This window comes from Paenibacillus sp. HW567 (assembly GCF_000374185.1).
GTDB lineage: Bacteria > Bacillota > Bacilli > Paenibacillales > Paenibacillaceae > Paenibacillus_AQ.
Map to the genome: position 1 here is coordinate 6,542,451 of NZ_KB910518.1, position 26,898 is coordinate 6,569,348.

The following is a 26,898-nucleotide window of genomic DNA, read 5'->3' on the forward strand; positions in this document are numbered from 1 at the left end:
CCTGGAGGCAAATCTCTCAATTAGGGCAAACAATGCCCAGACAAAAGGAATCTCGGTTAACAGCGTTTTCCAGGAAAGTAAATCTCCAAAGATAACGCCCCAGGCCAAAAAGCTCTTTAAAATAAAAAGAATCGAAAAAAATACGAATGGTTTGAAAAGCCATCTTTTAAATGTTGGGGATGACACAGCTCCGCCTTCTTTCTGGATAATGAACACACTAATTCCCCGGCTACACCCTTATCAATAGACCTAATTATGCAGCGCTGGGTGAGGAATGTCAAAAATCAGAACCGCCGTATAACCATTGGGGAAGGCGTAAATTCAATTGCCGGCGCGTGAAGCGGAGAATATTTGCTTAATCAGGGATTATTCGGTGTTAAAAGAACGAAAATGGCCTCTCGCCTGCAAAAAATGGCGTGGACATGGAGGAGGCGGAACATGGAGTACGCAGAAATATCGCTGTCTGTGCGGGCGCTGGTGGAGTACGCCTTCAGCAGCGGCAGCCTGGAGCCGGGCTTCCGCAGCGGTGCGGCAATGGCCGAAGGCACACGTATCCACCAGCATATTCAGAAGCAGTATAAGGAAGGCGACCGCAAAGAGGTCTATCTGAAGACAGAGATTCCTTATGAAGATCTGTTGTTCATCATCGACGGACGCTGTGACGGCCTGCTTGTCCGCGAGGATGGAAGCCTGATGGTAGAAGAGATTAAGTCTACCGCCGGACCTCTGGATTCCGCCTTCGAAGGGCGGGAGGTTCACTGGGCGCAGGCACTCATGTACGCCTATATGATCACACTGGAGCAGGAGCTTCCTTCTATTGAAGTCAAGCTTACCTATGTCCGCAGAGGCAGCGAGGAGCAGCATAGTCTGTACAGGCACGTGTCCAGAGAAGAGCTTACGGCCTTCGCGATGGACACGGTGGCGAGGTATGCCCCTTATGCGGAGCTTAGGGTCGCTCATGAAGGGCGGAGGGAGGAGAGCATCCGCGGTCTGGGTTTTCCATTTGCGGCTTACCGGGAGGGGCAGCGGCATTTCGCCGCAGCCGTGTACAAGACGGCTGCAGAGGGTGTTAATCTGTTCGCCCAGGCGCCTACAGGCATCGGCAAAACGATGTCCACCCTCTTCCCGGCGGTAAAAGCCTTGGGCGAGGGCAAGCTAACGGCCATCTTCTACCTGACGGCGAAGACGGTCACCCGGTTTGCGGCGCAGGAGGCGGTCCTGCTGCTGATTGCCGGCGGCCTTCATCTGCATGCCATCACGCTGACCGCCAAGGAGAAGGCCTGCTTCCGTGAGGAGGGGCTGTGCGGCAAGGACGGCTGTCCTTTCGCCGAAGGGTATTATGACCGGATAAACGAAGCGGTGCTGGATATGCTGGCGCATGAAACGCTGATGACGCAGGAGATCATTGCGGGATATGCCCGCAAGCATCGGGTATGCCCGTTTGAGTTCTCGCTGGATACGGCCTATGCCTGCGATATGGTCATCTGCGACTACAACTATATCTATGATCCCCGGATCAGCCTGAAGCGGCTGCCCGAGGAGCGGAAGAAGAAGACGGTGCTGCTGGTGGATGAGGCCCATAACCTGGTGGACCGGGGCAGGGAGATGTACTCCGCCTCGCTCACCAAGGCGCCGTTTCTGGCGCTGCAGCGGCAGTATAAGACGGTGAACCGCAGTCTTGCCGCAGCCGCCAAAGCGGTGAATGCTTTTTTCATCGCGCTGCGCAAAAGCTGCGGCGAAGAAGGAGAAGGACATTGGCCGGACTACCCGGCGGAATTGCCGCAACTGCTGGAGACCTTCGCCGCTGAAGCGGAGCTGGAGCTGCTCAGTCCTCCCTCCGCGCTTTTTGGACCGGATACGGAAGAGGCCGGCGGTCTGCTGGACACCTACTATGCGGTGCAGGGCATGCTGCGCACCTTCAAAACCTATGATGAACGGTATATCACCTATGCCGAGGTCCAGCGGGGAGATGTCGCCCTGAAGCTGTTCAATCTGGACCCGTCCCATCTGCTGCAGCAAATGGCAAAGGGCTTCCGCAGCCAGATTCTATTCTCTGCAACGCTATCCCCGATGTCCTACTACCGGGATATGATCGGGGCGGCTGAGGAAGATTACAGCTTGAACGTTCCTTCCCCCTTCCATAAAGAGCAGTGGGAGGTATCCGTGCTTCCGTTGTCCACCCGTTACCGCGACCGTGCCGATTCCTTCCTTCCGTTAAGCGACGCACTGGGGGGAATGGCTGCAAGGAAGGGCAATTACCTGGTATTTTTTCCTTCTTATGCGTATTTGCAGAATGTCCTTGAGGTGTTCACGGACAAATATCCCGGGGCGGCGACTCTCGTTCAGGGAAGCGGGATGAGCGAGCAGGAACGGGAGGAATTCCTGTCCTCCTTCCGGCCGGATAATCCGAAGACGCTGCTTGGCTTCGCAGTACTTGGCGGGATCTTCTCCGAGGGGGTGGACTTGCCCGGCGACCGCTTGAACGGGGTGATGGTCGTCGGCGTCGGTTTGCCGCAGGTAGGGCTGGAACGCAATCTGCTGCGGCAATATTTTCAGTCCCAGGGCAAGAATGGCTTTGATTATGCCTATGTCTACCCGGGCATGTGCAAGGTGCAGCAGGCAGGAGGACGGCTGATCCGCAGTGAGCAGGACAACGGAATTATTGTGCTGGCGGATGACCGTTTCCTGCAGCACCCATATTTAGAGCTGCTCCCGGAGGAGTGGAGAGACTTTATAGTAATAAGTTGAACTTAAAAATTCATAAAAAGGTAGGAGTGCGGAGGGGAAGTTTGGAACTGGAGGAGCGAACGCGTCCGCCTGAGAGCTTTCCGTAGGAAAGCTGGCATCGTAAGCATAAGCTATGTTTGGATTTCTACCGCGATCAGCGGTTCCAATCAGAGAAATCCAAACCTAACAGCGGCCGGAAGTCCAAACATTCCCCGCAGTTACGACCAAACCCTAATATGAAAATCTAAAGTTCAACTTATATAGGAACGGCTGATAGCGTATAATCTATGAAAAGGCATACATTCGAATATTACAGGAGGGAATATTATGACACTGAATATAGGGATTGTAGGGACAGGCTGGTTCTCCAAGGTGCATGCGGATTTGCTGGCAGGAATGGAGGATGTGAAGCTTCAAGCTGTATGCGGAAGCAGCAAGCAAAAAGGGGAGGAGATGGCTCGCCCTTACGGAGCCGCCGGTTATGGGGAAATTACAGAGATGCTGGATGCCCACAAGCTGGATGCAGTATATATTTGCGTGCCTCCTCAATCGCATGGAGCGATAGAGCGTGCGCTGATCCACAGGGATATCCCCTTTTTCATTGAGAAACCGCTAGGCTCAAGTACGGAGATTCCGGCAAGTCTGCTGGAGGACATCCAGGCGCATAACTTGCTGACCTCCGTCGGCTACCACTTCCGTTATCAGGAGAACATAGCCCGGCTGAAGCAGGCGCTCAGCGGCGACAAGGTAGGGATGATCGTCGGACAATGGATGGGCGGTATGCCGGGCGTGGCATGGTGGCGCAACCAGGAGCAGTCCGGCGGCCAGTTTACGGAGCAGACGACGCATATTGTTGATTTGCTGCGGTATCTTGGCGGTGAAGTGTCGGAGGTATACGGCATGTTCGGCAACCGCATCATGCATGAGCAGCATGAGGGTGTAACGGTAGCGGATGTAGGTACTGTGTCGCTCAAGCTGGACAACGGTGTTGTCGCAAATATTTCGAATACCTGCGTACTGCCCGGCGAGATAGGCCGTGTTGGGCTGAGCTTCTATAATGACAACGGCCTGCTGGATTGGAACCCGGAGCGGTTGCTTGAGGTGCGCAGCGGCGACAGCAAGGAGTATGCGAATGCGGGCAATCCTTACGCCGCCGAGAGCGAAGCGTTTCTGTATGCGGTGCGGACCGGCGACCGTTCGCGAATTCTCAGCGACTATGCAGACGGCTACAAGACGCTGAAGGTGACCTGTGCAGCGTATGATTCGGCGCAGAGCGGATTGCCTGTGAAGCTGTAAGGAAGAAAGAAGACCCGCCGGATCAGCGCTGCTGAACGGGCAGGTCTATTGGCCCAAGCCGGGGCGGCCTATTGGAGGAAAACCGCGAGGAGAGCCGGCGCAACCCCTATGGACAGCAGCGCCGTCAGAATCATCGCGATACTGGAGATGGTGCCGGTCAGCGAACTCAGCTCGAAGGCTTTGGAGGTGCCCGTACCGTGTGCGGCGGTTCCCAGCGAAACACCGCGCGCAATTTCATTGTCAATGCGGAAGAGGCGCAGGACGGAAGGCCCCATCAACGTCCCCAGTACCCCGGTCAGAATTACGAAAACTGCCGTAATACTCGGAACGCCGCCGATGCTTTGCGAGATGCTCATGGCGATCGGTGTAGTAACCGAACGAGGTACCAGGCTGGTGGCAAGGTCGCCGCTTAAATGCATCCATTTGGCCAGCAGCATCGAGGAGAGTACTGCCGTTACCGTCCCTGACAGCACGCCTGCCGCAATTTCGGCGGCGTGCTTTTTGAGTACCTTGAAATTTTTATGAAGAGGGATTGCAAAAGCGATGGTTGCCGGCTGCAGCAGATCCGTAAGCCATTTGCCTCCCGCATTGTAGGATTCATAGGGAATTCCCGTCATCAGCAGGAAGCTGATTATCAGCAGCGGCGTAATGATGAGCGGGGAAGCGTACATTTTATTGCTGGAAGCATAGATTCGTTTGGACAGCAGATACACGGCGACAGTCAGTACAAGCAGTAATAATCCGGTTATCATGATCCTCTACGCTCCTTTACTTTAAATATAGCTCCTGTAAGCAGCCCTGAACTGGCCATTACGGCAAAGGTGCCGACCAGCACTACCGCCAGCACTTGAAGACCATCTGCTTCGAGCAGCTTGGAATATTTCATAACACCTATAGCTGAAGGGATAAAGAACAGCAGCAGCTCGGCGAGCAGCCAGGAGGCTCCGACTTCTACCCAGTTCAGACGAATGACACCGGATTCCAGCAGCAGGAACAGAACAATCATGCCGATGATGCTTCCGGGAATGGGAATATGGAGTAGTGGGGTCAAAAAGTTGATTAACATTGAGAATAGGGTGAGTCCGGCTACCTGCAGCAAGCCTATACCAAGCTTTTTCATAAGGCTTCGCTCCTTTCGATTACTGAAAGTTTACATCCATTTCTTTCATAGGTAAAATGAATAGATTGAATAAGTGACATTCCATTTATCTATACAAGGAGGCGGCGAATTTGGATATCCGGCAACTGCAGTATTTCGTCCAGGTGGCCCGGCTGAGCAGCTTTTCCAGAGCGGCGGAATCGCTGTACATCTCCCAGCCGACGATCAGCAAAATGATCCGCAATCTGGAGGAGGAGCTTGGTGCGGACCTTTTTTACCGCGAGGGCAAAAGCATCCGGCTGACGGATGCCGGAGAGATTCTGCTGACCAAGGCGCAGAACATCGTGGGAGCGTTCGTGAGCCTGTCCTCGGAGCTGGACAGCTTGCGTAATTTGAAGCAGGGGCACATCCGCATCGGGCTGCCGCCGATGGTTGGCGCGAGCTTCTTTCCTGCGGTAATCGGCGAGTTTCACCGCCGTTACCCCGATGTGACGATCCGCCTGCATGAAGACGGGGCCAAAAAAGTGGAGGATGATGTAGAGACCGGACTGCTCGACATCGGAGCGATTGTGCTGCCGGTGAATGCAGCGAAGTTTCACTGCTTCACCTTTGTAGAGGAGAAGCTTGAGCTGCTGGTGCCTGCGGGGCACCGGCTGGCGGGAGCGGCGGCCGTGCCGCTGAGCGAGCTGGCGGAGGAGGAGTTCGTGCTGTTCCGGGAGGATTTTGCCCTCCATGACCGGATTATTACTGAATGTGTTAAGGTAGGGTTTCAGCCCAAGGTCGTCTATGAAAGCTCACAATGGGATCTGATCAGCCGGATGGTGGATGCCGGAATGGGAATCGCCCTGCTCCCGGAGACCATCTGTAGGGACATGGACCGGACGCGGATCTCCGTGGTGCCGCTGACGGAGCCTGTCATTCCCTGGCAGCTCGGCATGATCTGGCGCAGAGACCGGTACTTGTCCTTTGCGGCACGCGAATGGATCAATTTCGCCATGAGGGTGCTGGGAGAACGGTATTTGCCGCCGGGTGCCGGAGAGAAGAAATAACGAAATTAAATATTGTATTGTGATCGACATTTTTTTCTTTTTTTTCAAAATATGTTTTTTGGCATCATGATTTATGATAGGGATGAAGTTGATAGAGAGAAGGTGAGTAACCATGAGCCTTTACCAAAATTCCCCTGTTGAACTTTTAAAAGAGTATAGAGAAGATGAGCTGTTTATAACTATAGAGAGTCTTAGAAGTGAGCTGCTTGAGGTTGCGCAGGAGCGCAGTCTCAGCGACCACGTGGTTCTGGAACTCAGCCAGCGGCTGGATGGCTACATCGTGATGGCCCAGAACAAAATGATGGAAAGTTTGCGCAGCCGCAAGAGCGCAGCAACTGCTTACGGGAAGAAACCGAAGACCCACAGGGAGCGCAGCAAAGCCGCGCTGCAGCAATAAATTATCAGTTGGATTTTGTAATATGTGAAATTTCTCCAAAACCTTTGAACAGGATGGCCCCACTTTGTGGGGCCATTTTGTTGTGCTTTCTATAGTCATCACCTATAATGGCAATTAATAGAAGGACATTATAAAAGTTAACGGAGGGGGTGGCCGGGTGGAGGCGAAGTTGACAACCATACGCTCAGAAATTGAGAAACATCTATCCCGCTCGGGTTATAATCTCGCTTCGTTTGCGAAGGTTTCTGGTCTGAACCGCGGAAGTCTCAGCGCTATACTTCATGGGAATCCGCCCAAGCCAATTTCACTGCGGCAACTTGATGCGTTCACTAGAGCCTTCGGATTTCCGGAAGGATGGTTATATCCGTTATATGTGGATGAGTGCTTCAGCGAGGAGAGGATCTCCCGCCGCCGGGTGGAGCCTTTTTTAATCCGTTGTGCCGAGCTTGGCAAGCAGCATTGCATTGAGGATGTCCTAAGCCGGATCATGGAATATGCGAAGCCGCTGGAGATTTTGTATTCTGTGGCAGAGAAATTATTCGGCAGCGGAAAAATCCAGGAGTCGATTATTTTCTATAAAATTATCGTAGACAACGAGCAGGACAGCTATTCTGAGCGTATGGCCATCAGCCAGTACCGTATTTTCAAATCATTGGAATCCGTCGTGGATAAGGAAGAACAACTGCGGGCGGTTATCACCTTTGAGCCCTTTCGCGGACGTCTTCCGGAGAATATGCAGCTTGATGGGCTGCTTAAGCTGGCTAACGTGTGCTTCACACTGCACAAGTGGAAGGATGTGGAGAAGTACGCGGATGAGCTGAGGGCACTCGCCAACGGGATCTACCGGGAGCAGCTCAGGAAGAAATCCGGCAGGCGCCACGAGGAATTGAATTTGGAGCGTCCGCTTGTCATATATTACGGTCACGGGTATTTAGCCAAGGCAACCGCACTTACCAAGCAGGGCAAATATGAGGAAGCGAAGAAATATACCGCCGGATATGCGGACCTGAGCTGGTTTGAAATTTTGGACGAAGAAGGACGGCATATTGTAGAGAGCTTCAGCCTTTTTGCCATAGCCAACGGGTTCACGCTGGAGATGATGATAGGCAATGAGGCGGCCCTCCCGGCTTATACGGCATTTTTGGCGAACAATCCGGGTGAAATATTGCCTGGTCTGGTGGTTATTGTAGAGTCGGCCAACCGCTACGGATTCTCTGTAGACTTTGTTCTCGCGCAGTTCTCCCGGGAAATGGTGCGGTTTGAGCAATTTATGGACCCGATCAATATAGACCGCTTATATCGGCTCCGCTATCAAATTTCGATGTACCTTCTGGAACGTGAGTTGTATAATCAAGGGGTAGAAAGTATTCTGCAGTCGCTTCAGTTGGCTATCCGGCTGAACGGTGCCAGCAACATTATTGATTGTGTAACTTTGTTTGAGACGTACAGGAATTATGCGACCGAGCAGCAGCAAAAGAAATATGGTGAAACCATAAGGGAGCTGAGGAAAAATGAAGAAAACACTGTTAATGGCATTCAGCGTTCTGGCATTATTTAGCTTCATCCTGATTGGGCCAGAGGCACCTGCAGAGCATGGCGGATCTTTTAAAGTGCTGGAGCATGGAATGGGCTTCTAAGCTGACTCTCAAAGTCGGACAACCACCCCCCCGCCTTCATGGCAGGGGGTTCTTTATGCTGCCCTGAATGGAGAAGCTGCTGTTCTTCATTCCGTAATAATTGATAACGGATACAACAATTGACAAAGAGCTATCGCCTAAATATAATTAGGTTGCCTAATTAATATCATGTTTAAATATTTGGATACCTAACTAAAATGGAGGTGGGCACATTGGGATAGATCAGGACAATCCAGTCGCGCACCGGCTTTTCTCCGCACTCCGGCATTTGCGCAAAGCCCATTGGCAGCAGACGGTAGAGGGACATAAGCCCAGTGAGATGACTTTATTAATATGCATCGCCAGACGGTCACATGCAGCGGATGAGGGAATGAAGGTTTCCGAGATCAGCCGCTTATTGGGACTTACGCCCCCAACCGTTACGCAGCTCGTGAACAGTCTTGAGGCCAAGCAGATGGTTGTGCGGCAAGCGGACGCCTCCGACCGGAGGGTTGTGCGTATCAAGCTCACGGAGCAGGGGAAGATTATTACCCGCAGGGCGAGGGATCATATGGATGTTACTCTTAACAGGCTGGTGGAGCATTTGGGCGAAGACGAGTGCAACCAATTGGCAGATTTGCTGCAGAAGGTGCATAGGTTCATAGAGGACAATCCGCCGCCTAATCTAGACCGGTTACAAATGAACGGAGATGAGAAACGTGATTAAACTATTGAAGCAATTGAAGCCTTTTAGGCTGGCAGTAGCAGCGGTGTTAATACTCGTGTTCCTGCAGTCTATGGGCGATCTGTATCTTCCTACCCTGATGAGCGACATTGTTGACAAAGGGATCGTGCAGGGAGACCGCAGCTACATTTGGAGAATCGGCGGATTCATGCTGCTGGTTGCCGCAGGGGGCGCCCTGTGCTCTATCATTGCCAGCTACCTGTCTGCCAGAATTGCCGCCGGCTTCGGCAAGAACACCCGCTCGCGGATGTTCAATCATGTGGAGAACTTCACGCTGCATGAGTTTGACAAGCTGGGAACAGCTTCGCTGATTACACGCACTACGAATGATATTACTCAGGTTCAGACCGTGCTGACTATGATGCTGCGCATGATGGTCGGCGCACCGATGATGATGATCGGCGGCATTATTATGGCAGTCTCCGAGGATGCCAAACTGTCTTTGATCTTTGTAGTGGTTATTCCGCTGCTTGTAGGTGCGATTCTCTTCATTGGCATGAAGGGGCTGCCGCTGTTCAAGGCGATTCAGGTCAAGCTGGACAAATTGAACCGCGTGCTGCGCGAGCATCTGACCGGTATTCGTGTCATCCGCTCGTTCAACCGGATTAGCCATGAGAACGAACGGTTCACTGAAGCCAATAAAGATCTTACGGATACTGCCATCAAGGTTAATAAAATCATGGCCGGCTTGATGCCGCTGATGATGATTGTGATGAACTTCTCGATGATCGCCATCCTGTACTACGGCGGAATCAGAATCGGCGACGGTGATTTGCAGGTCGGCTCACTGATGGCTTTTATCCAATATGCGATGCAGATTATGTTCTCCCTGATCATGGTATCCATGATGTTTGTGCTGATTCCCCGGGCATCCGCTTCTGCGCTTCGTATTAACGAGGTGCTGGATATGCAGCCGGAAATTACAGATCCAACGGCTGGACAGCTTCAGACAACTGCTACAGCGACCCGTAAGGACGGACGTGATGGCATGCGTGGTTTTATCGAGTTCGACAACGTATCCTTCTCTTACCCCGGTGCGGAGCAGCCGGCGCTTTCCGGGATCAGCTTTAGCGCCCGGCCTGGTGAAATTACGGCCATTATCGGCGGTACAGGATCAGGGAAATCTACGCTGCTCAGCATGGTTCCGCGATTCTATGACGTTGTTGAAGGCGCCGTACGGGTCGACGGGGTTGATGTGCGCGAGATGACACAGGAAGAGCTGCGGAGCAAGATTGGTTATATTCCGCAAAAAGCGGTGCTGTTCACCGGTACCATCAACGAGAATATCCGTTACGGCAAAGATGATGCTACCGACGAAGAGATCATTCATGCGGCCAAGGTGGCGCAGGCATTCGATTTCGTATCCGCGATGAAAGACGGCTTCAACTCGGAGATTGCACAGGGCGGCGGCAACGTCTCCGGCGGCCAGAAGCAGCGGCTGTCCATTGCCCGCGCGCTGGTAAGAAAACCGGAGGTCTATCTGTTCGACGACAGCTTCTCGGCCCTTGACTTCAAGACGGACGCCAAGCTGCGCGCTGCGCTCAAGACCGAGACTACGGAATCGACCGTAGTGATTGTCGCCCAGCGGGTTAGCACCGTTATGGATGCCGACCGGATTATTGTGCTTGATGAAGGCCGGATTTCCGGAATGGGCACACACCGTGAGCTGATGGAGAATAGCGATGTATACCGCGAAATCGTATCCTCGCAGCTTTCAGAGGAGGAAATAGCATGAGTGAACAGAATAGTGCAAGCAAACCGGCTCCCCGCCGTCAAGGCGGTTTTGGCGGGCGCGGCCCAGGGGGGCCAGGCGGTCCGGGTATGGGGCTGCCTCCCGAGAAAGCCAAGGATTTCAAAGGAACGTTGCGCCGTCTGATCCGTTATTTGCGGCCTCGCCAGGTTCAGCTTCTTATTGTTTTTATTATGGCTATTGCCAGTACCGTATTCAGTATTTTCAGTCCTAAGGTGATGGGTAAAGCAACAACCAAGCTGTTCGAAGGCGCTTATGGCATTCTCATGAAAGTACCGGGAGCGAAGATTGATTTTGATTATGTGAACCAAATTCTGCTTATTCTGGCTGGCCTGTACTTGTTCAGCGCGTTGTTCAGCTATGTGCAGCAATATGTGATGTCCGGCGTAGCCCAGAAGGTTGTCTTCGATATGCGCGAGCAGATCAACAGCAAGCTGGAACGTCTGCCGCTGAAATATTTCGATTCCCGGACACACGGGGAAATTCTCAGCCGCGCGACCAACGACGTGGACAATATCAGCACTACGCTTCAGCAGAGCTTGACGCAGCTCATTACAGCTATCGTAACCATTATCGGTGTCATTATTATGATGCTGACCATCAGCCCTTGGCTGACTCTGATTACGATCATTACCCTGCCGCTGAGCTTTGTAGTGATCATGGGCATCACCAAACGCTCACAGTCCTACTTCATTGGCCAGCAGAAATCGCTGGGGCAGCTTAACGGTCATGTTGAGGAAATGTACACCGGTCACCGGATCATCAAGGCTTTTGGCCGTGAGAAGAATTCGCTTGCTGAATTTGACAAAATCAATGACTCGCTGTACGACTCCGGCTGGCGCTCGCAGTTCATGTCCGGGATGATTATGCCGCTGATGATGTTCATCGGCAACCTGGGTTATGTGCTCGTCTGTGTGGTCGGCGGTATTTTTGTTACCAAGAAAATCATTGATGTCGGGGATATTCAAGCCTTTATCCAATACTCACGCCAGTTCACTATGCCGATTACGCAAACGGCCAATATCGCCAACATTATTCAATCGACGATTGCTTCGGCGGAACGCGTATTTGAGCTTTTGGATGAAGAAGAGGAAGTTCCTGAGGTTAGCACCTCCCTGGCGAAACGCACGGCGGATGCTGAAGAAGGCTCCGTTGAGTTCCGTCATGTGAAATTTGGCTACAAAGAAGATGCTATTCTGATTGAGGACATGAACATAGAAGTCAGCCCCGGACAGACCATTGCGATTGTAGGTCCGACTGGCGCGGGTAAAACCACGATGATTAACCTGCTCATGCGGTTCTATGAAATCAGCGGCGGAGAGATTATCATCGACGGTGTCAATATCACCGATATGAAACGCAGTGAGCTGCGCAGCAAATTCGGTATGGTGCTGCAGGATACGTGGCTGTTCAACGGCACAATCAGTGAAAATATTGCCTATGGCCGCGAAGGCGCTACGGAAGCGGATGTGGTGCGGGCAGCCAAGGCTGCGCATGCCGATCACTTTATCCGTACCCTGCCGCTTGGCTATAACACGATTCTGAATGAGGAAGCCTCTAACATCTCACAGGGGCAGAAGCAGCTTCTGACCATTGCCCGGGCGATTCTGGCCGATCCGTCCATTCTGATTCTCGATGAAGCGACGAGCAGCGTTGACACGCGTACTGAGGTGCAGATCCAGAAGGCGATGAACACGCTGATGAAGGGCAGAACAAGCTTTGTTATCGCCCACCGTCTATCGACTATCCGTGACGCTGACCTGATCCTTGTGATGAATCACGGCAGTGTCATCGAGAAAGGCACGCATGTAGAGCTGCTGGAGGCGGGCGGCTTCTACGCCGACCTGTACAACAGCCAATTCTCCGGTGACGATCTGGTGGAAGTAAGTTAAGGTGATGCAGATAAAATATAAGGCCTAGCCATTTAGATTTGGCGGCAACACGAAGCCCCTCTGTTCACAGCAGGCGAAGTCCTAACTGTGTGCAGGGGGCTTTTTCGCTATGCCTTTGTTTTATCTGCATGAAACTTATTCAAGGAATGATAATAAGGTTAATATAGCAGAGTTTAAAAAAAGGTTTGCTTAAAATTTGCAGTATATATATGATATAAGAAAATGACCCACGGTTCATTTTAGGGCTGGAGGGTGTGAAGAGAGGATGAAAGGAATGTCAGGCTACGGTAAATGGGTAGCAGGCAGCAAGAGTAAGTGGATTACTCTGCTGGTGTGGATTGCAGCGGTAGCAGCGCTCACTCTGTTATGGCCAGGCGTGAATTCCCAGGAGTTGAACAATGCCACGAACTTGCCTAAGAGCTCCCCGTCCGTAAAAGCATCTGTAGTTGCCGAAAGGGAGTTCCCTGCCGGCAGCGGCGTACCTGCGCTGCTCGTATGGCACAGGGAAGGCGGGATGTCGGAAGCGGACCTGAAGCAAGTGATCGCTGTATATGGCAAGCTGGAAAAGCAGCCGCTGGAGCATCAGACTTATGTCCCGCCGCTGGGACAGCTTCCGCCGCAGGCGCTTCAAGCCTCGCTGTCGAAGGATGGCAGCACGCTGGTGACGCCGGTGCTTTTTGAGAAGACGGCAGACAGTGAGCAGCTTGGTGAAGCTCTAACGGCAATCAAAAAAATTGTGAATGAAGTAACGGGCAGCGAGCCTCCGGCGGCTAAGGTGGATAGCGGTGAGCTAAGCCTTCGGATAACCGGGCCGGTGGGGATTTCCGTCGATGCCACAGGACTGTTCAAGAATGCGGATGTCTCACTGCTAATTGCCACGGTAGTGCTGGTGCTCGTGTTCTTGCTGCTGATCTACCGTTCACCGATCCTCGCCTTGATTCCACTGGTTGCGGTAGGTTTTGCGTATGGAGTAACCAGTCCTGTGCTCGGCAAAATGGCCCAGGAGGGCTGGATCACTGTCGATTCCCAGGCCATATCCATTATGACTGTCCTGCTGTTCGGTGCCGGAACTGACTATTGCCTGTTCCTGATCTCCCGCTTCCGTCAGACGCTGAAGGTGGAGGAGAGCAAGAGCACTGCTTTGCGGCGTGCCGTTGCCCATTCCTCGGGAGCTATCGCGATGAGCGGGTTTACGGTTGTGCTGGCGCTGTTTGCGCTGCTGCTGGCCAAGTACGGTGCCTACCACCGGTTTGCGGTTCCGTTCAGCGTCTCGATTCTGATCATGGGGATTGCCAGTCTGACGCTGGTGCCGGCACTGCTTGCGATCTTTGGCCGGACTTCGTTCTTCCCCTTTATTCCGCGCACAGCGCAGATGGAGGCCGAACGGGCTAGAGCCAAGGGCAAACCGGCTCCACAGCCCAAAGCCTCCACCAAAAAAGGAATCGGCGGCCTCGTCGTTTCCCGCCCTGGGGCCATTGTAGGGTTGACCGTTGTCCTTCTTGGAGTGCTGGCCTCGTTCTCCAGCGGAATCAAGTTCACCTATGATATTCTGTCCTCCTTCCCGAAGGATATGGAGTCACGCACAGGCTTTGACCTGATCGGCAAGCAGTTCTCCCCCGGAGAGCTGGCCCCCGCGAAGCTCATGGTGGATACGCAGGGCAAGGTAGACGGAACGGACATTAAGGTGGCCCTTGGGAGCATTTCCTATATTGATAAGGTGTCCGATCCGCAGCAGGGTACCGTCAACAAGAACATTCTCGGCTATGATATTGAATTCAAGAGCAATCCATACTCGCTGGAGGCCATGAGCCATATTCCGGCCTTGCAGGCCTCCGTGGAACAGGCGCTGGTAGAATCCGGTCTGGACAACGTTCAAGACAGCGTATGGATCAGCGGGCAGACAGCAACTCAGCATGATACCAAAGAGCTTGGTGAACGGGACACGGATCTGATTATTCCGGTTGTTATCGGGTTAATTACCGTACTGCTGCTGATTTACCTGCGGTCTGTAGTAGCGACGGTTTATCTGGTAGCAACTGTTATCCTCTCCTTCTTCTCGGCCCTCGGCCTCGGCTGGATTATTATTCATTATCTGCTGGGAGCGGATGCCATTCAGGGTGCGATCCCGCTATACTCCTTCGTGTTCCTGGTGGCGCTTGGCGAGGACTACAACATCTTCATGATCTCGAATATCTGGAAAAAGCGTAAGGTAATGCCGCTGAAGCAGGCTATCTCCGAAGGGGTTAACGAGACCGGCTCGGTCATTACCTCTGCCGGGCTCATTCTGGCCGGAACCTTCGCCGTGCTGGCGAGCTTGCCGATTCAAGTGCTGGTTCAGTTTGGCATCATCACCGCCATTGGCGTGCTGCTGGACACCTTCGTGGTCCGTCCGTTCCTGGTGCCTGCAATAACCGTTCTTTTTGGAAAATGGGCCTTCTGGCCCGGCAAGCACCATGAGCTGGAGCGTGCATTGCCTGGACGTGAGGACTGACAATTGAAGTGCTAGACACAAACAAGGATGCCCGCTGTGCCGTAAAGGCCGGCGGGCATCCTTGTTCGTGTAAAGTAGCAGTAGTAATGCCGTAGAATCCGGCGAAGCAAATGCAGCTAGTGCGAGCTGCATGAAACAACGGCAGAAGTGCCGTTGTTGGAAGTCCGCAGGCGGGTTCTGGGCGAAACAACGGCAGGAATGCCGTTGTTGGAAGTCCGCAGGCGGTTCTGGGCGAAACAGCGGCAGGAATGCCGTTGTTGGAAGTCCGCAGGCGGGTTCTGGGCGAAACAGCGGCAGGAATGCCGTTGTTGGAAGTCCGCAGGCGGGTTCTGAGCGAAACAACGGCAGGAATGCCGTTGTTGGAAGTCCGCAGGCGGGTTCTGGGCGAAACAACGGCAGGAATGCCGTTGTTGGAAGTCCGCAGGCGGGTTCTGGCGGAAACAGCGGCAGGAAATGCCGTTGTTGGAAGTCCGCAGGCGGGTTCTGGGCGAAACAGCGGCAGGAATGCCGTTGTTGGAATTCCGCAGGCGGGTTCTGGGCGAAACAGCGGCAGGAATGCCGTTGTTGGAACGCCGCAGGCGGGTTCTGGGCGAAATAACGGCAGGAATGCCGTTGTTGGAAGTCCGCGCGCGGGTTCTGGGCGAAACAGCGGCAGAAGTGCCGTTGTTGGAAGTCCGCAGGCGGGTTCTGGGTGAAACAGCGGCAGGAATGCCGTTGTTTGGAAGTCCGTAGGCGGGTTCTGGGCGAAACAGCGGCAGGAATGCCGTTGTTGGAAGGCCGCGGGCGGGTTCTGGGCGAAACAACGGCAAAAATGCCGTTGTTAGAAGGCCAGAGCCCCGCGCGGCGGAGCGCCCTCCTACATTTCGCGCCACACGTCACGTCCCGGTTCCTGCGTTCCGCCCCGCTTCTAGTGCCTCACGTGTCTCACCCTAATCCCTGCGTCCCGCACGGGTTGCCGCATCCCACCCACATTCCTGCCCCAGTCTGCGTCTACTCCCCGGACCTGCGGCTGACCAGCAGCTCGTATTTGTCCAGCGAAGCTCCGAGAATATGCTCGTTGCTGCCGGCGCCGCGGTGGGATTCGCGGAAGGTGGGGCTGGAGGTCCAGCCCTTGAAGGCTTCCTCGTCCTCCCAGACGGTGCTGATCTTCAATTCTTCCGCGCCTTCTTTGGCTGCGCCGTGCCATACCTCCATACGGATGAAGCCTGGCATGGCCTGTACGCCGCCCGCTGCGCCAAAACGCTGGGCCAGGGCTGCACCGTGGCCCTCCTTGACCTTAATGGTGTTCGTAACTACCAGCATTTGTAGCCCTCCCTCATTGTGTCAGTAACGGGGTTGCGTTATTGGGGATTGGTGGTCCAGATTCCGGCAGTCTTCACGAAGACGCGGTCCGGCAGCTTCAGAGCCGCCAGAGCCAACTCGGCTACGTCCTCAGGCTGCATCATGCGGTCTTCGTCCCCGATCTTCAGTCCGGCATTCTCTGCCAGTCCGGTGTTGACGGTGCTTGGCGTGAGTGCAACCACGCGAATGTTGTGCTTGCGCACCTCCTGAGCGAGCGCTTCGGTCATGCCCATCAGGGCAAATTTGGAGGCGCAGTAGGCCGAACCCGTGGCAAAACCTCTTTCTCCCGCTGTTGAGGAGATATTGATGATATTGCCGCTGCTCTGCTCGATCATTGCGGGCAGGGCCGCGCGGGTAACATAATAGCTGCCGAACAGGTTGATCTGCATATGGCGCTCCCAGTCCGCCGGGTCCATCTCCAGAAGAGTGCCGAACTTGGCGATTCCGGCGTTATTAATCAGCGCATCGAAAGCCCCGAGGTCTTTCTGCAAGGAGAGCACCGCACGCTCCGCTTCTTCACGCACAGCAATATCCGCCGCAGCGATGCTGACTTTCACGCCGTACTCGTTAGCCAGAGCCGATTGGAGCGCCTCCAAATCGGATGCCGTTCTTGAGATCAGGCCCAGATTCGCGCCTTCTTTGGCCAGTGCCACGGCCAGAGCCTTGCCGATGCCTTTGCCGGCGCCGGTAATCACAATACTTTTACCTTTTAATTCCATAACCAAACGTCACGCTCCCTTTAAAAATGCATATTTAATGAGTAGCCATTCAATACCCATTATACCTGAGCGGGAGTGGACAATCACGCCGGGACCGTGATGCCATTGCGAGAGGGCAACGTCTGGCCCACAGGCTGCTGATTATTCGATTGCTTCCAGCTTTGTCAGAGACACCGTGGCCGGACCTTCCAGAACGTCGCCATCAACAGAGTACCGGGAGCCGTGGCAGGGGCAATCCCAGGAGCGTTCCCCTTCATTCCACTCGCATTCGCAGCCCAGATGGGTACAGGTTGTATCGACCAGATGCAGCTTGCCTTCGGGGTCGCGGTATGCACCGGCGCGTTTGCCGTCATAGAAGACAACTGCCCCTTCGTCTCTGCCCAGATCTCGGGCCTTTTTGTGCACAATTTCAATTTTGCCCGCTACCAGTTCCTTGGCGACATTGGCGTTCTGAATAATGAAATTTTTGATCGTCGGCTGGGGCTTGAAGCGAGAGGGATCATACAATGCACCAAAAGGATTATGTTTACCCTGTATACCATCCGCAATGATACGCGCTGCCAGCGTTCCTGTGGTCATTCCCCATTTATTGAAGCCGGTGGCGATATATATTTCCTTGCCGGCAGACGCCTTGCCTATATAGGGCACATGGTCCAAGGTGGTAAGATCCTGCGTGGACCAGCGGTAAGGGATGCTTTGGATACCCAGCAGCTCCTCTGCGAACTGTTCCAGTCTCTCGTAATGGCTGAAGGTGCAGATGCCTTGCCCTGTCTTATGGTTGTCTCCGCCGACAAGGACCAGCTTCCGGCCGTCCCAATCTACTGCCCGCAGGGAACGGGTGGTATCTCCCGCGCTCAAATACATTCCACCCCCGAACACGGTTTTCGGCTCAATTGCCAGGCAGTAGGAGCGTTCCGCATACAGGCGCGTGAAATACAGGGCACCTCCGTCATAAAAAGGGAAATGGGAAGCCGACACGGCATGGCGGCAGTTGACTTTATACTGCTCGTCTTCGGTATAGAGAGTGAGCAGGCCGCCTTTGATATCCACGGTCTCCCCAATCATCGTATGCTCGTAAATAACGCCGCCCTTATCCAGTATGACTTTCAGCAGGCCCTTGAGGTACTGGAGCGGATGAAACCGGGCTTGATTCGGCATTTTAATAACACCGCCCGCCTTCAGTGGTAAGGAGAGCTTGTCCAGCCATTCGCCGGGCAGGCCGAGCTTCTGATAAGCCGCGAACTCCGCCTCAAGCTGCTTGAGCGTCTTCTCATCTCCTGAATCGGCATAGAGATAAGCTGCTTCGCGTGCGAGGCCGCAGGACAGCTTCAATTCTTCTGCCGTGGCGACGATCCATTCCAGCGCTTCACTATTTGACTGAAAATAGAGCCGGGCGTTCTCCTCGCCGAAATCCTTAAGCAAATCCTGATAGATCATCCCGTGCTGGGCGGAGATTTTGGCGGTTGTAAATCCGGTAGTGCCTGCGAACAGCACTCCCGCTTCCAGCAGCGTCACCTTATACCCGGCCTGGGTCAGAAGATACGCCGCAGTAATTCCGGTAATTCCGCCTCCGACAATCGCAACATCCGTAACATGGTTCGCCTCAAGCCGCGGATAAGAAGGCAGCTCTACGCTGTCCCTCCATAAGGATTTCGGAAATTGCGGAAGGCTCTGCAAGTGCAAATGGGTGTTATCCATTTTATTTATCCTCCATCGCTTGCAATATAAACTGAAATTTAGATATATACAAAGGCGGGAGTGATGGCGGCGGATTTTGAATACTTACGGAGCGAACGCGTCCGCCTGAGAGCTTTCCGCAGGAAAGCTGGCATCGTAAGCATAAGCTATGTTTGGATTTCTACCGCGAGCGGTTTAAATCAGGAAGTCCAAACATTCTCCGCAGTCACGATCAAAGCCGATTTGGTAAATCTTAATTCAGTTTATTTAGTTTCACCTTTATTTATTTCCACTGTTCTTGCAAAAGAAACCCGCCGCCAGGCTGCGGTGCAACTGCTTCAGATGAAGGGTGCCGGCAGCGGAAAGCACTCGATTGACGCTATTGAAATTAGGATTTATACTTGATCTAAAAGCAAATAAAAGGATGATAACGATGAAAACCCTGAATTTAACCTCTCAGCGTCAAGCTGTGTATGATATCCTCCGGAATTCTCATGATCATCCCACCGCTGCGGAGGTCATGAACCGGCTGGTAGAGCAGGGCCACAATCTGGCCTATGGGACGGTATACAACTCGCTGCGTTATCTTTCAGACAAACAGTTGATCCGTGAACTGAAGCTGGGTGAGGCCGCGAGCAGATATGACGCCCGTCTGGATGACCATCAGCATATCCTGTGCGAGGTGTGCGGGGCGGTGGATGAGGTTATGAGCGAGGTGCCGCAGGATTGGATGAACAAGGTGGCCGAGGAGACAGGGTATACCCTCTCCCATGCGCATGTAGTGTTCGGAGGGGTATGTCCGGCCTGCAAAAGCAAGAGCGGAAACCCGCGCTAACAGAAGGTAAAGTGCGACCACAGACCCGGAAAAAAATAAACATATCAGTAAAGGCCGTTTTCATAAAACGGTCTTTTTGCCTTTTCTTTTTCCGTCCATTACAAGTATACTGATTAACAATAATGTCTGGGCTGAAGAAGGGGAGAAGAAGGACATGGCAGAGCAATTGCACGGAATTACCGTGGCCCTTGCGGGTCCGCGCAAATCAGAGGAAATGGCGAAGCTGGTGCAGAATATGGGAGGTACGGCGCTGCACCGTCCGGCCCAGGGCACGGTGTTTCTGGATGATGAAGCGCTGCGGGAAGGACTCGCCTCATGGACTTCGCATCCGCCTGATCTGGCTATTGTGACAACAGGGATGGGGCTGGATGCGCTGTTTGCGATGGCCGCCCAAATGAATCTGGAGGAGCGTTTCCTGGAGGTCCTCTCCGGCTCGCCAATCGCTGCGCGCGGCTATAAGACGGTCAATGCGCTCAAGAAGCGGGGACTGCAGCCTGAGGTGCGCGATGATGACGGCAGTACTTCGGGGTTAATCCGCGGACTCCAGGGCTGGGAGCTGCGCGGCAAATCAGTCGTGCTGCAACTGCATGGCGATCCCGCACCGCGTCTGGTCGCCTGGCTGAAAGAAACCGGCGCATCCGTCCGCGAGGTGCAGCCATACCTTCATACGCCGCCGGAGCCCGGGGCACTTGCCCGGCTGTTCGCTGAAATTACGGAAGGCAGGGTTGATGCCGTAGCCTTTACAAGTGCGCCGCAATTCCGGTTCCTGGCTCAATATGCCCGGGAGCAAGGCAAGCTGAAGGAACTCGTGCAGGCCTTTGAAGACAGGGTGCTGGCTGTCTCGGTAGGACGAATCACCTCGGAATCCTTGAAGGAGGAAGGGATTACACGGATTGTTATGCCGGAGCACGAACGGATGGGGAGCATGTTCGTGGAGCTTGGACGGTACGTGGCTGTGCACCGCTGATCCCCGGCTCCGGTCTGTCGTAGTCATTTTTTCTCCTGGGAACGGACATTTATATTGCCTGGAGTGGACATTCCCGGCCGTTCTACTTAGAGTAATAGGCAACAATACACAATCATAGATACAGAAAGAAGGAGGAGGAACCCGATGGACAAGAGAAAATGTCTGCTTTTGGGTGATTACACCCACCCCCGCTTCCATCCGTTGCAGGGCGTGGACAAACAAATTAGTGAGATTCTGAACGATCTGCTGACAGTTCAGTGCTCGGAGAATAAAAAGCTGCTGCTGAGCGAGCACTTGGCCGGCTATGATCTGTGCATCGCATATAACGAATTATGGAATGAGACCGTGTCTCCCCAGCAGACCGCAGGGCTGCTTAGCTATGTGAGCGGCGGGGGCGGCCTGATTGTGCTGCATACCGGCATCTCGCTCGCCAAACGGTATGAGCTGGCCCAACTGATCGGCGGCCGCTTTACCGGGCATCCGCCTTATGCGCCGCTGAATTTCAAAGTTCTGGAGCATGATATTACGGAAGGCATTGAGGATTTCAAGCTGGATGAAGAGCCTTACCACTTTGATTTTGATCTCTTTACGGAGAAGACGATTCTGCTCCAGTATGAATCAGACGGTGAAATGCTGCCGGCAGCCTGGTGCCACAGCTACGGGCTTGGACGGGTGGTTGTTCTGATGCCTGGCCATCATGAACCATCCTTTATGCATCCTGCAATCCGCAAGCTGATTCTCGGGGCGGCTACCTGGGCCGCACGGATTCCCAGATAATTTTTTTAGATGAACCGCCGTTTGAAGCTCGGCTTTGAGAAATTGCCCGTCAAGGGTTATACTTTATCCATAACTGGAATCTTTGGGAGGAAAGAGCTATGAGCGACTTGTTCAAGAAAGCGATCTCTTTAGGAGTGGGCCTCACCATTGTCAGCAAGGAAAAGGTAGAGAAGGTAGTAGAGGAACTGGTGAAAAAAGGCGAGCTTGCCCCCTCGGAGTCCAAAGCGCTTGTTGACCGGTTGGTGGAGCGCGGGGAGGAAGAACGCGGGGCATTCAAATCCGCTGTACAAGAGCAGGTTCAGCGTGTGCTGAAGGAGCTTAAGGTTCCTGTTCAGAGTGATGTAGCCGAGCTGGAAGCGCGGATTGCCGTTTTGGAGCGCCGTGTAGCTGAGCTGGAGGGCACTCCTCCCGTGGAAGAGATATTGCCGGAAACGCGTACGGAATAAATGGCAGTACGCATAAGACATGCCGGACGGTACCGGTCGATTGCCATGGCGCTCATGCGTCATGGCTTCGGCTATATGGTGGAGGAACTCGGCCTCTATCATCTTCTGTCGCTTCCGCGCCGGATTATCACCCAGGAGGCTCACGAAAGTCTTACGCTCGGGGAGCGGATTCGCCGGGTGCTGGAGGATCTGGGTCCAACCTTTGTGAAGCTGGGCCAGTTAGCCAGCACCCGCTCCGATCTGCTCCCCGATTCTATCATTCAGGAGCTGGTGAAGCTGCAGGACAGCGTGCCGCCATTCTCGGCGGAGACTGCGCGGAATATCCTGGAGCAGGAGCTTGATCAGCCAATTGATGAAATTTTCAGTGACTTTGAGAATACACCGCTCGCCGCTGCTTCCATCGGTCAGGTCCACCGGGCCGTGCTGCATGGCGGACAACGTGTGGCGGTCAAAATACAGCGTCCCGGCGTCATGCGGACCATGACACGGGATTTGGAGATTCTTCAGGATTTAAGCGCCTTGGCCGAAAGAAGAATGGACTGGGCGAAGCAATACGAGCTGACGCGGATGGTGGAGGAATTCTCCCGTGCGCTGCTGGCTGAGCTGGATTACGGCCAGGAAGGACGCAATGCGGAGCGTATTACCGGCCAGCTATCCGAACATGATAAGGTATATATTCCGGCTATTTATTGGGATTTCAGCTCCACACGTGTTCTGACGATGGAATACATGGAGGGCATTACGCTGAACCGCCGCGAGGAGCTGCTGGAGAAGGGCGTGAAGCTTAAGGCTGCGGCCCAGCAGCTTGTGGAAATGATGCTGAACCAGATTTTTATTCACGGGTTCTTTCACGCTGATCCCCATCCCGGCAATGTCATGCTGCTTGAAAACGGCAAGCTGGCGCTGATTGATTTCGGCATGGTGGGACGGCTCAGTGAAGAGATGAAGGACAGCCTGTCCGCGCTTATTATTGCCCTGATGCGCAAGAATACCGATTCGATGGTACGGGCTATTCTGCGGCTGGGCGTCACCCCTGAGGAAGCCGACCGGATGGCGCTGCATGATGATATGGACCGGCTGCGCGAGGCCTATTATGATATTCCGTTCAATCAGATCAGCATCGGCAAGGCGCTGAACGATTTATTCGCCATCGCCCGCAAGCACAGGCTGGTCATTCCGCCGGATTTGGCTATGCTGGGCAAAACGATGCTGACGCTGGAGGGCGTTGTCAGCAACCTTGATCCGAACTTCAGCATTGTGCAGATGGCTGAGCCTTTTGGCCGGCGGCTGGTGCGGCAGCGCTTCAGCGGCAGCCGCCTGCAGCGCAAAATCCTCGGCGGGGTGGCCGATCTTGCTGAAAGCCTGGTCGAGCTTCCCGCCCAGGCCAGGCAGCTCTCTTCCCTGATCAGCAAGGGCAAGCTGAAGGTGGAGATCGGGCTGCCCGAGCTTAAGGAAATTGACCAGAAGCTCAGCCGGGTCGGCAACCGCCTGTCCTTCAGTATCGTATTGCTCGCCTTCAGCATTATTATGGCGGGGCTGATCATCGCCTCCTCCCTGCGCGGCGAGCCTTCGCTGCTGTGGGATTTTCCAATCGTTGAGATAGGTTCTTTGATTGCGCTCCTGATGATTCTGTGGCTGCTGTTCTCAATATTTAAATCGGGCAGATTCTAGCTGATCTATGCAGGGCAATAAATTTTCTTCGGCAGATGCACACAAAAGCCGCCGGATCAAGTACAATATAAAGGATTAGGCGATAAAGGGCGCATGTGGGACGGAAGGGCTCCGGTGACGGGGTTCTTCCGCTTTTGTTTGAATACAAAAAAGTGAATGCCTATAAGTTATCAGAATTGAGCACAACTAAAGAAAATAGTGAGGTGGAGACATTGCCGGGTTTTAAGGAATTAGGAGTTTCGGAAAGTTTGAACGGGTTGCTTCAAGGACAGGGTATTGCAAAACCGACACCGGTGCAGGCGGAAGCGATTCCACCGCTGGTGCAGGGACTGGACGTTATTGCGAGAGCCAAGACGGGAACAGGGAAGACACTGGCCTTCCTGCTGCCGATTTTGGACAAGATCCGCGTGGAGCAGGCCTATCCCCAGGCATTGATTATGGCTCCGACACGGGAGCTGGCGCTGCAGATTACCGAGGAAGCTCGCAAGCTGGCGCGGCATACCGGGGTGAAGATCCTTGCGGTATACGGCGGACAGGATGTGGAGAAGCAGCTCCGCAAGCTTGAAGGCGGCAGACATCTTATCATCGGCACGCCGGGCAGACTGCTGGATCATATGCGGAGGGGAACACTGGATCTTACCGGCGTCAAAATGCTTGTTCTGGACGAAGCCGACCAGATGCTGCATATGGGCTTTCTGGAAGACGTGGAAACCATTATTACGGCTGTGCCTTACCGCCGCCAGACGATGCTGTTCTCGGCAACGATGCCTGATCCGATCAAACGGCTGGCCAGCAACTATATGAAAGAACCGCTGGATATCGTAATTAAGAGCGGCTCGCCGATTCCGCTGGACAATATCCGCCAGCAGGTCTTGGAATGCTCGGACCGCAACAAGGAAGAAGCGCTGATCGGGCTGATCGAGCGGGACCGGCCGTATTTGGCGATTATTTTCTGCCGCACGAAGCGCCGCGTCTCGAAGCTGAATGAAGCGCTGCAGGCCGCAGGCTATGAATCGGACGAGCTGCATGGCGATTTGTCCCAGGGCAAACGCGAAGCGGTCATGAAGCGGTTCCGCGATGCGAAGCTGCAACTGCTCGTAGCCACGGACGTTGCCGCCCGTGGTCTCGACGTGGAAGGCATCACCCACGTCTTCAACTATGACCTGCCGCTGGATGCGGACAGCTATATCCACCGGATCGGCCGCACCGGCCGCGCCGGAGGCAAAGGCCTGGCGGTCACGTTTGCCTCGCCGCGGGACCGCGCCGGGCTCGACGTGATCGAGCACGGCATTTCCCAGCGGCTGGACCGCCGCCGCTACGAGAAGGATGAATTCGGCGTAGGCGAATTCATCTCCGTGCAAGGCGGCGGTTCGCCGCGCGGCGGACGCCAGAACGCCGCGCCTGAAGCGGCGCGTGCCGGACGCGGCGGCCGCAGCCAGGGGCGCAGCGGCGGAGCTCCGCGCGCCGAAGCCGGAGCGCGGCCGGGCGGACGCGGCCGCGCTAAGGAAGCAGGCGGCTGGGGCGCGCCTGCAGAGGGCCGCAGCCGCGCCGAGGCGGGCGGCGGCAAGCGCAGCGCCTACAGCGCGGCTGCTGCGCCAAGAGACGGCGGCTATGCCGGCAAAGGCGCGGCGAAGCCAGGCAAAGGGTCCGCCGGTTCCAAGGGCGGACCCAGCAGCGGCTACAGCGCCAATGTAACCCGTGGCGCAGAAGCCGGGGGCTTCAGCTACGGAGCCTCCAAGGGGGCCGGCTCCGGCGGCGGATACAATCCGGGCGGAGCTCAGGCCAGCCCCAAGCACAGAGCCAACGTGGCCCGCAGTAATGACGCTGGCGGCTGGGGTGCGTCAGCCCCCAAAGGAGGCGGCGGGTCACGCGGCGGCGCCAAGGGCGGCAAAGGCGGTTCCGGCTTCGGCGGGCGCAGCGGCGGAGGCAGTGCATCGCCGCGTGGCGGCCGTAGTTCCGGCGGATCACGCGGGGGCCGCGGCTCATCCAGATAAAGACGTGAGACGCTGCTACCTTTGTTTCGGGAAAGTGAAACATTTTGGCCCTATGGCCTGTCTAATAGATAAAGAGAACAGAAGGATGGAGTACATCTTTTAGGAGGAAGCAACAGCATATGTCTAAGAGCGCCAAAATTGTGATCTTGCTCATCGTCGTGATTGCTGTCGGCTGGGGAATTGGTAAATATACTGCACCCTCGCCCTCGGCTTCGCAGGAGAATGGGGCCGCCGCCGGCGAAGGCAACGATGCTCAGGCTCAGCCCAGTCCGGCAGGAGAGTCTACAAATGGGGCGGTTAACAATCCAGATGATTCTAGTTCGAACAACAGCAGCGGGTCCTCTCCCGAGAATCCGGGTTCGCAGGACAACGCCGCAAATATTGAACCTTCTCCCGCAGCTACAGATAAACCATCGGGGACATCTAGCCCGGGAGATAATGAGGTCAATTATACCGTCGAACCTGACAACATAGCAGTTATGGTCAACAAGCAGTTTGGGCTGCCTGACAGCTATAAGCCGTCGGATCTGGTCTATCCCGATGTGCGGTTCATCTTCTCCGAGAAAATCGAGAAGCGGATGCTGCGCCGCGTTGCCGCCAGAGCCTTGGAGGAAATGTTCGCGGGAGCGAAGAAGGACGGCGTTCATCTGGCCGGAGTTTCCGGGTACCGATCCGAAGCCACCCAGACCAGATTATTCAACAATTATGTGGCTAAAGACGGCGAAGAAAAGGCCCGCACCTACAGCGCTGTTCCCGGACACAGCGAGCATCAGACCGGTCTTGCCATCGACCTGTCCGGTACGGACGGCAAATGCGCTGCGGAGAGCTGCTTCGCCGGAACACCGGAAGCGGACTGGCTCGCAGCGCATGCGGCGGAATACGGCTTCATTATCCGTTATCCCGAAGGCAAGCAGGATATCACCGGATATATGTACGAGCCTTGGCACGTCCGCTATGTAGGCAAGGATATTGCCGCTGCGATTACCGAGAAAGGAATTACACTCGAAGAGTATTATTCCGATGCCATTCCGGTGTCTAAGTAAAATATCAACGATATAGGCTGAGCTTTAGCTTTTCACAGGTGGGCCTGGCTGTAACTGCGGGAAGGGTTGGATATCCTGAAGTATAACTCAGTTGTAACTCTGTGGCTTAGGCCAGGGTCTTTGTAGTTCAGGAGAGGGATTCGTTGATATCCATCCTCTTGAGCCTTAACGGACCGTAAAGCCGTTACTATCCCTTAAGAGATACATTTACCCGAGCTAGCGGACCGTAAAGTCCTTATCGCCTCTTGGGCAGGTATATCCGGGGTGCATATCCGCCCATAACGGCTCTGGAGTCCGTTCACTTGCGGAACAAGGACTTCCTGTAGAAGTAAGAGCGGCTCAGTCCGTTACAATGGGCTCCAACAT

General features: G+C 54.4%; 23 protein-coding genes. 18 read left to right on the forward strand and 5 right to left on the reverse strand.

The window, feature by feature from the left end:
• Positions 1 to 438: 438 nt before the first annotated feature.
• Both B212_RS0129250 and B212_RS0129255 read left to right on the forward strand, forming a co-directional pair.
• Positions 439 to 2,748, forward strand: coding sequence for a helicase C-terminal domain-containing protein (locus B212_RS0129250; RefSeq protein WP_019914905.1), 2,310 nt, complete (start codon positions 439 to 441; stop codon positions 2,746 to 2,748).
• A gap of 306 nt (positions 2,749 to 3,054) precedes the next feature.
• A complete protein-coding gene (locus tag B212_RS0129255) occupies positions 3,055 to 4,023 on the forward strand; it encodes a Gfo/Idh/MocA family protein (protein ID WP_019914906.1) in 969 nt (322 codons plus the stop codon).
• A 68-nt stretch (positions 4,024 to 4,091) separates the two neighbouring features.
• Here B212_RS0129255 and B212_RS0129260 read toward each other — a convergent pair whose 3' ends face one another.
• Together B212_RS0129260 and B212_RS0129265 are read right to left on the reverse strand one after the other, a co-directional pair.
• Positions 4,092 to 4,775 (reverse strand): CidB/LrgB family autolysis modulator, encoded by a 684-nt coding sequence (locus B212_RS0129260; RefSeq protein WP_019914909.1) that lies wholly within the window; start codon positions 4,773 to 4,775, stop codon positions 4,092 to 4,094.
• On the reverse strand, positions 4,772 to 5,143 hold the full coding sequence (locus B212_RS0129265) for a CidA/LrgA family protein (RefSeq protein ID WP_019914910.1): 372 nt from the start codon (positions 5,141 to 5,143) through the stop codon (positions 4,772 to 4,774). The genes B212_RS0129260 and B212_RS0129265 overlap by 4 nt, the downstream gene beginning before the upstream one ends.
• A 110-nt stretch (positions 5,144 to 5,253) precedes the next feature.
• Here B212_RS0129265 and cidR point away from each other — a divergent pair, with 110 nt between their 5' ends.
• From cidR to B212_RS0129310, 8 genes are all read left to right on the forward strand, one after another.
• Positions 5,254 to 6,171, forward strand: coding sequence for a cidABC operon transcriptional activator CidR (gene cidR, locus B212_RS32765; protein ID WP_019914911.1), 918 nt, complete (start codon positions 5,254 to 5,256; stop codon positions 6,169 to 6,171).
• A gap of 112 nt (positions 6,172 to 6,283) precedes the next feature.
• Positions 6,284 to 6,568: an aspartyl-phosphate phosphatase Spo0E family protein gene (locus tag B212_RS32770; RefSeq protein ID WP_019914912.1), complete on the forward strand. Its 285-nt coding sequence runs from the start codon at positions 6,284 to 6,286 to the stop codon at positions 6,566 to 6,568.
• 157 nt (positions 6,569 to 6,725) lie between these two features.
• The gene (locus B212_RS32775; RefSeq protein WP_019914913.1) at positions 6,726 to 8,126 is read left to right on the forward strand and encodes a hypothetical protein; all 1,401 of its coding nucleotides are present in this window, start codon (positions 6,726 to 6,728) and stop codon (positions 8,124 to 8,126) included.
• A gap of 398 nt (positions 8,127 to 8,524) precedes the next feature.
• Complete coding sequence (locus B212_RS0129290) at positions 8,525 to 8,911, forward strand: MarR family winged helix-turn-helix transcriptional regulator (protein ID WP_084673375.1); 387 nt, start codon at positions 8,525 to 8,527, stop codon at positions 8,909 to 8,911.
• The gene (locus B212_RS0129295) at positions 8,904 to 10,664 is read left to right on the forward strand and encodes an ABC transporter ATP-binding protein (protein ID WP_019914916.1); all 1,761 of its coding nucleotides are present in this window, start codon (positions 8,904 to 8,906) and stop codon (positions 10,662 to 10,664) included. Before B212_RS0129290 ends, B212_RS0129295 begins: the two co-directional genes overlap by 8 nt.
• Positions 10,661 to 12,571: an ABC transporter ATP-binding protein gene (locus B212_RS0129300; RefSeq protein WP_019914917.1), complete on the forward strand. Its 1,911-nt coding sequence runs from the start codon at positions 10,661 to 10,663 to the stop codon at positions 12,569 to 12,571. Before B212_RS0129295 ends, B212_RS0129300 begins: the two co-directional genes overlap by 4 nt.
• A 265-nt stretch (positions 12,572 to 12,836) precedes the next feature.
• A complete protein-coding gene (locus B212_RS0129305) occupies positions 12,837 to 15,062 on the forward strand; it encodes an MMPL family transporter (protein WP_019914918.1) in 2,226 nt (741 codons plus the stop codon).
• Between the two features lie 462 nt (positions 15,063 to 15,524).
• A complete protein-coding gene (locus B212_RS0129310; protein ID WP_019914919.1) occupies positions 15,525 to 15,794 on the forward strand; it encodes a hypothetical protein in 270 nt (89 codons plus the stop codon).
• Positions 15,795 to 16,052: 258 nt separating this feature from the next.
• Here B212_RS0129310 and B212_RS0129315 read toward each other — a convergent pair whose 3' ends face one another.
• The 3 genes from B212_RS0129315 to B212_RS0129325 all read right to left on the reverse strand — a co-directional run bounded on the left by B212_RS0129315 (position 16,053) and on the right by B212_RS0129325 (position 18,820).
• Positions 16,053 to 16,364: an antibiotic biosynthesis monooxygenase gene (locus B212_RS0129315; RefSeq protein ID WP_019914920.1), complete on the reverse strand. Its 312-nt coding sequence runs from the start codon at positions 16,362 to 16,364 to the stop codon at positions 16,053 to 16,055.
• 38 nt (positions 16,365 to 16,402) lie between these two features.
• Positions 16,403 to 17,122 carry a 3-ketoacyl-ACP reductase gene (locus B212_RS0129320; protein ID WP_028531106.1) on the reverse strand — a complete coding sequence of 240 codons (720 nt, stop codon included), beginning with the start codon at positions 17,120 to 17,122 and terminating at the stop codon, positions 16,403 to 16,405.
• A gap of 141 nt (positions 17,123 to 17,263) precedes the next feature.
• Positions 17,264 to 18,820 carry an FAD-dependent oxidoreductase gene (locus B212_RS0129325; protein ID WP_019914922.1) on the reverse strand — a complete coding sequence of 519 codons (1,557 nt, stop codon included), beginning with the start codon at positions 18,818 to 18,820 and terminating at the stop codon, positions 17,264 to 17,266.
• Positions 18,821 to 18,883: 63 nt separating this feature from the next.
• Here B212_RS0129325 and B212_RS0129330 point away from each other — a divergent pair, with 63 nt between their 5' ends.
• The 8 genes from B212_RS0129330 (at position 18,884) to B212_RS0129365 (ending at position 26,532) form a co-directional block, all read left to right on the forward strand.
• Complete coding sequence (locus tag B212_RS0129330) at positions 18,884 to 19,204, forward strand: hypothetical protein (protein ID WP_019914923.1); 321 nt, start codon at positions 18,884 to 18,886, stop codon at positions 19,202 to 19,204.
• A gap of 28 nt (positions 19,205 to 19,232) precedes the next feature.
• On the forward strand, positions 19,233 to 19,634 hold the full coding sequence (locus B212_RS0129335; RefSeq protein ID WP_019914924.1) for a Fur family transcriptional regulator: 402 nt from the start codon (positions 19,233 to 19,235) through the stop codon (positions 19,632 to 19,634).
• Between the two features lie 154 nt (positions 19,635 to 19,788).
• Complete coding sequence (locus B212_RS0129340; protein WP_019914925.1) at positions 19,789 to 20,601, forward strand: uroporphyrinogen-III synthase; 813 nt, start codon at positions 19,789 to 19,791, stop codon at positions 20,599 to 20,601.
• Positions 20,602 to 20,745: 144 nt separating this feature from the next.
• The gene (locus B212_RS0129345; protein WP_019914926.1) at positions 20,746 to 21,378 is read left to right on the forward strand and encodes a ThuA domain-containing protein; all 633 of its coding nucleotides are present in this window, start codon (positions 20,746 to 20,748) and stop codon (positions 21,376 to 21,378) included.
• 98 nt (positions 21,379 to 21,476) lie between these two features.
• Positions 21,477 to 21,824, forward strand: a complete 348-nt coding sequence (locus B212_RS0129350; RefSeq protein ID WP_019914927.1) for a phasin family protein — start codon at positions 21,477 to 21,479, stop codon at positions 21,822 to 21,824.
• Positions 21,825 to 23,495 (forward strand): ABC1 kinase family protein, encoded by a 1,671-nt coding sequence (locus tag B212_RS0129355; RefSeq protein WP_019914928.1) that lies wholly within the window; start codon positions 21,825 to 21,827, stop codon positions 23,493 to 23,495.
• Between the two features lie 212 nt (positions 23,496 to 23,707).
• Positions 23,708 to 25,489 (forward strand): DEAD/DEAH box helicase, encoded by a 1,782-nt coding sequence (locus B212_RS0129360; RefSeq protein ID WP_028531107.1) that lies wholly within the window; start codon positions 23,708 to 23,710, stop codon positions 25,487 to 25,489.
• Between the two features lie 119 nt (positions 25,490 to 25,608).
• The gene (locus B212_RS0129365; protein ID WP_019914930.1) at positions 25,609 to 26,532 is read left to right on the forward strand and encodes a M15 family metallopeptidase; all 924 of its coding nucleotides are present in this window, start codon (positions 25,609 to 25,611) and stop codon (positions 26,530 to 26,532) included.
• Positions 26,533 to 26,898: the final 366 nt, after the last annotated feature.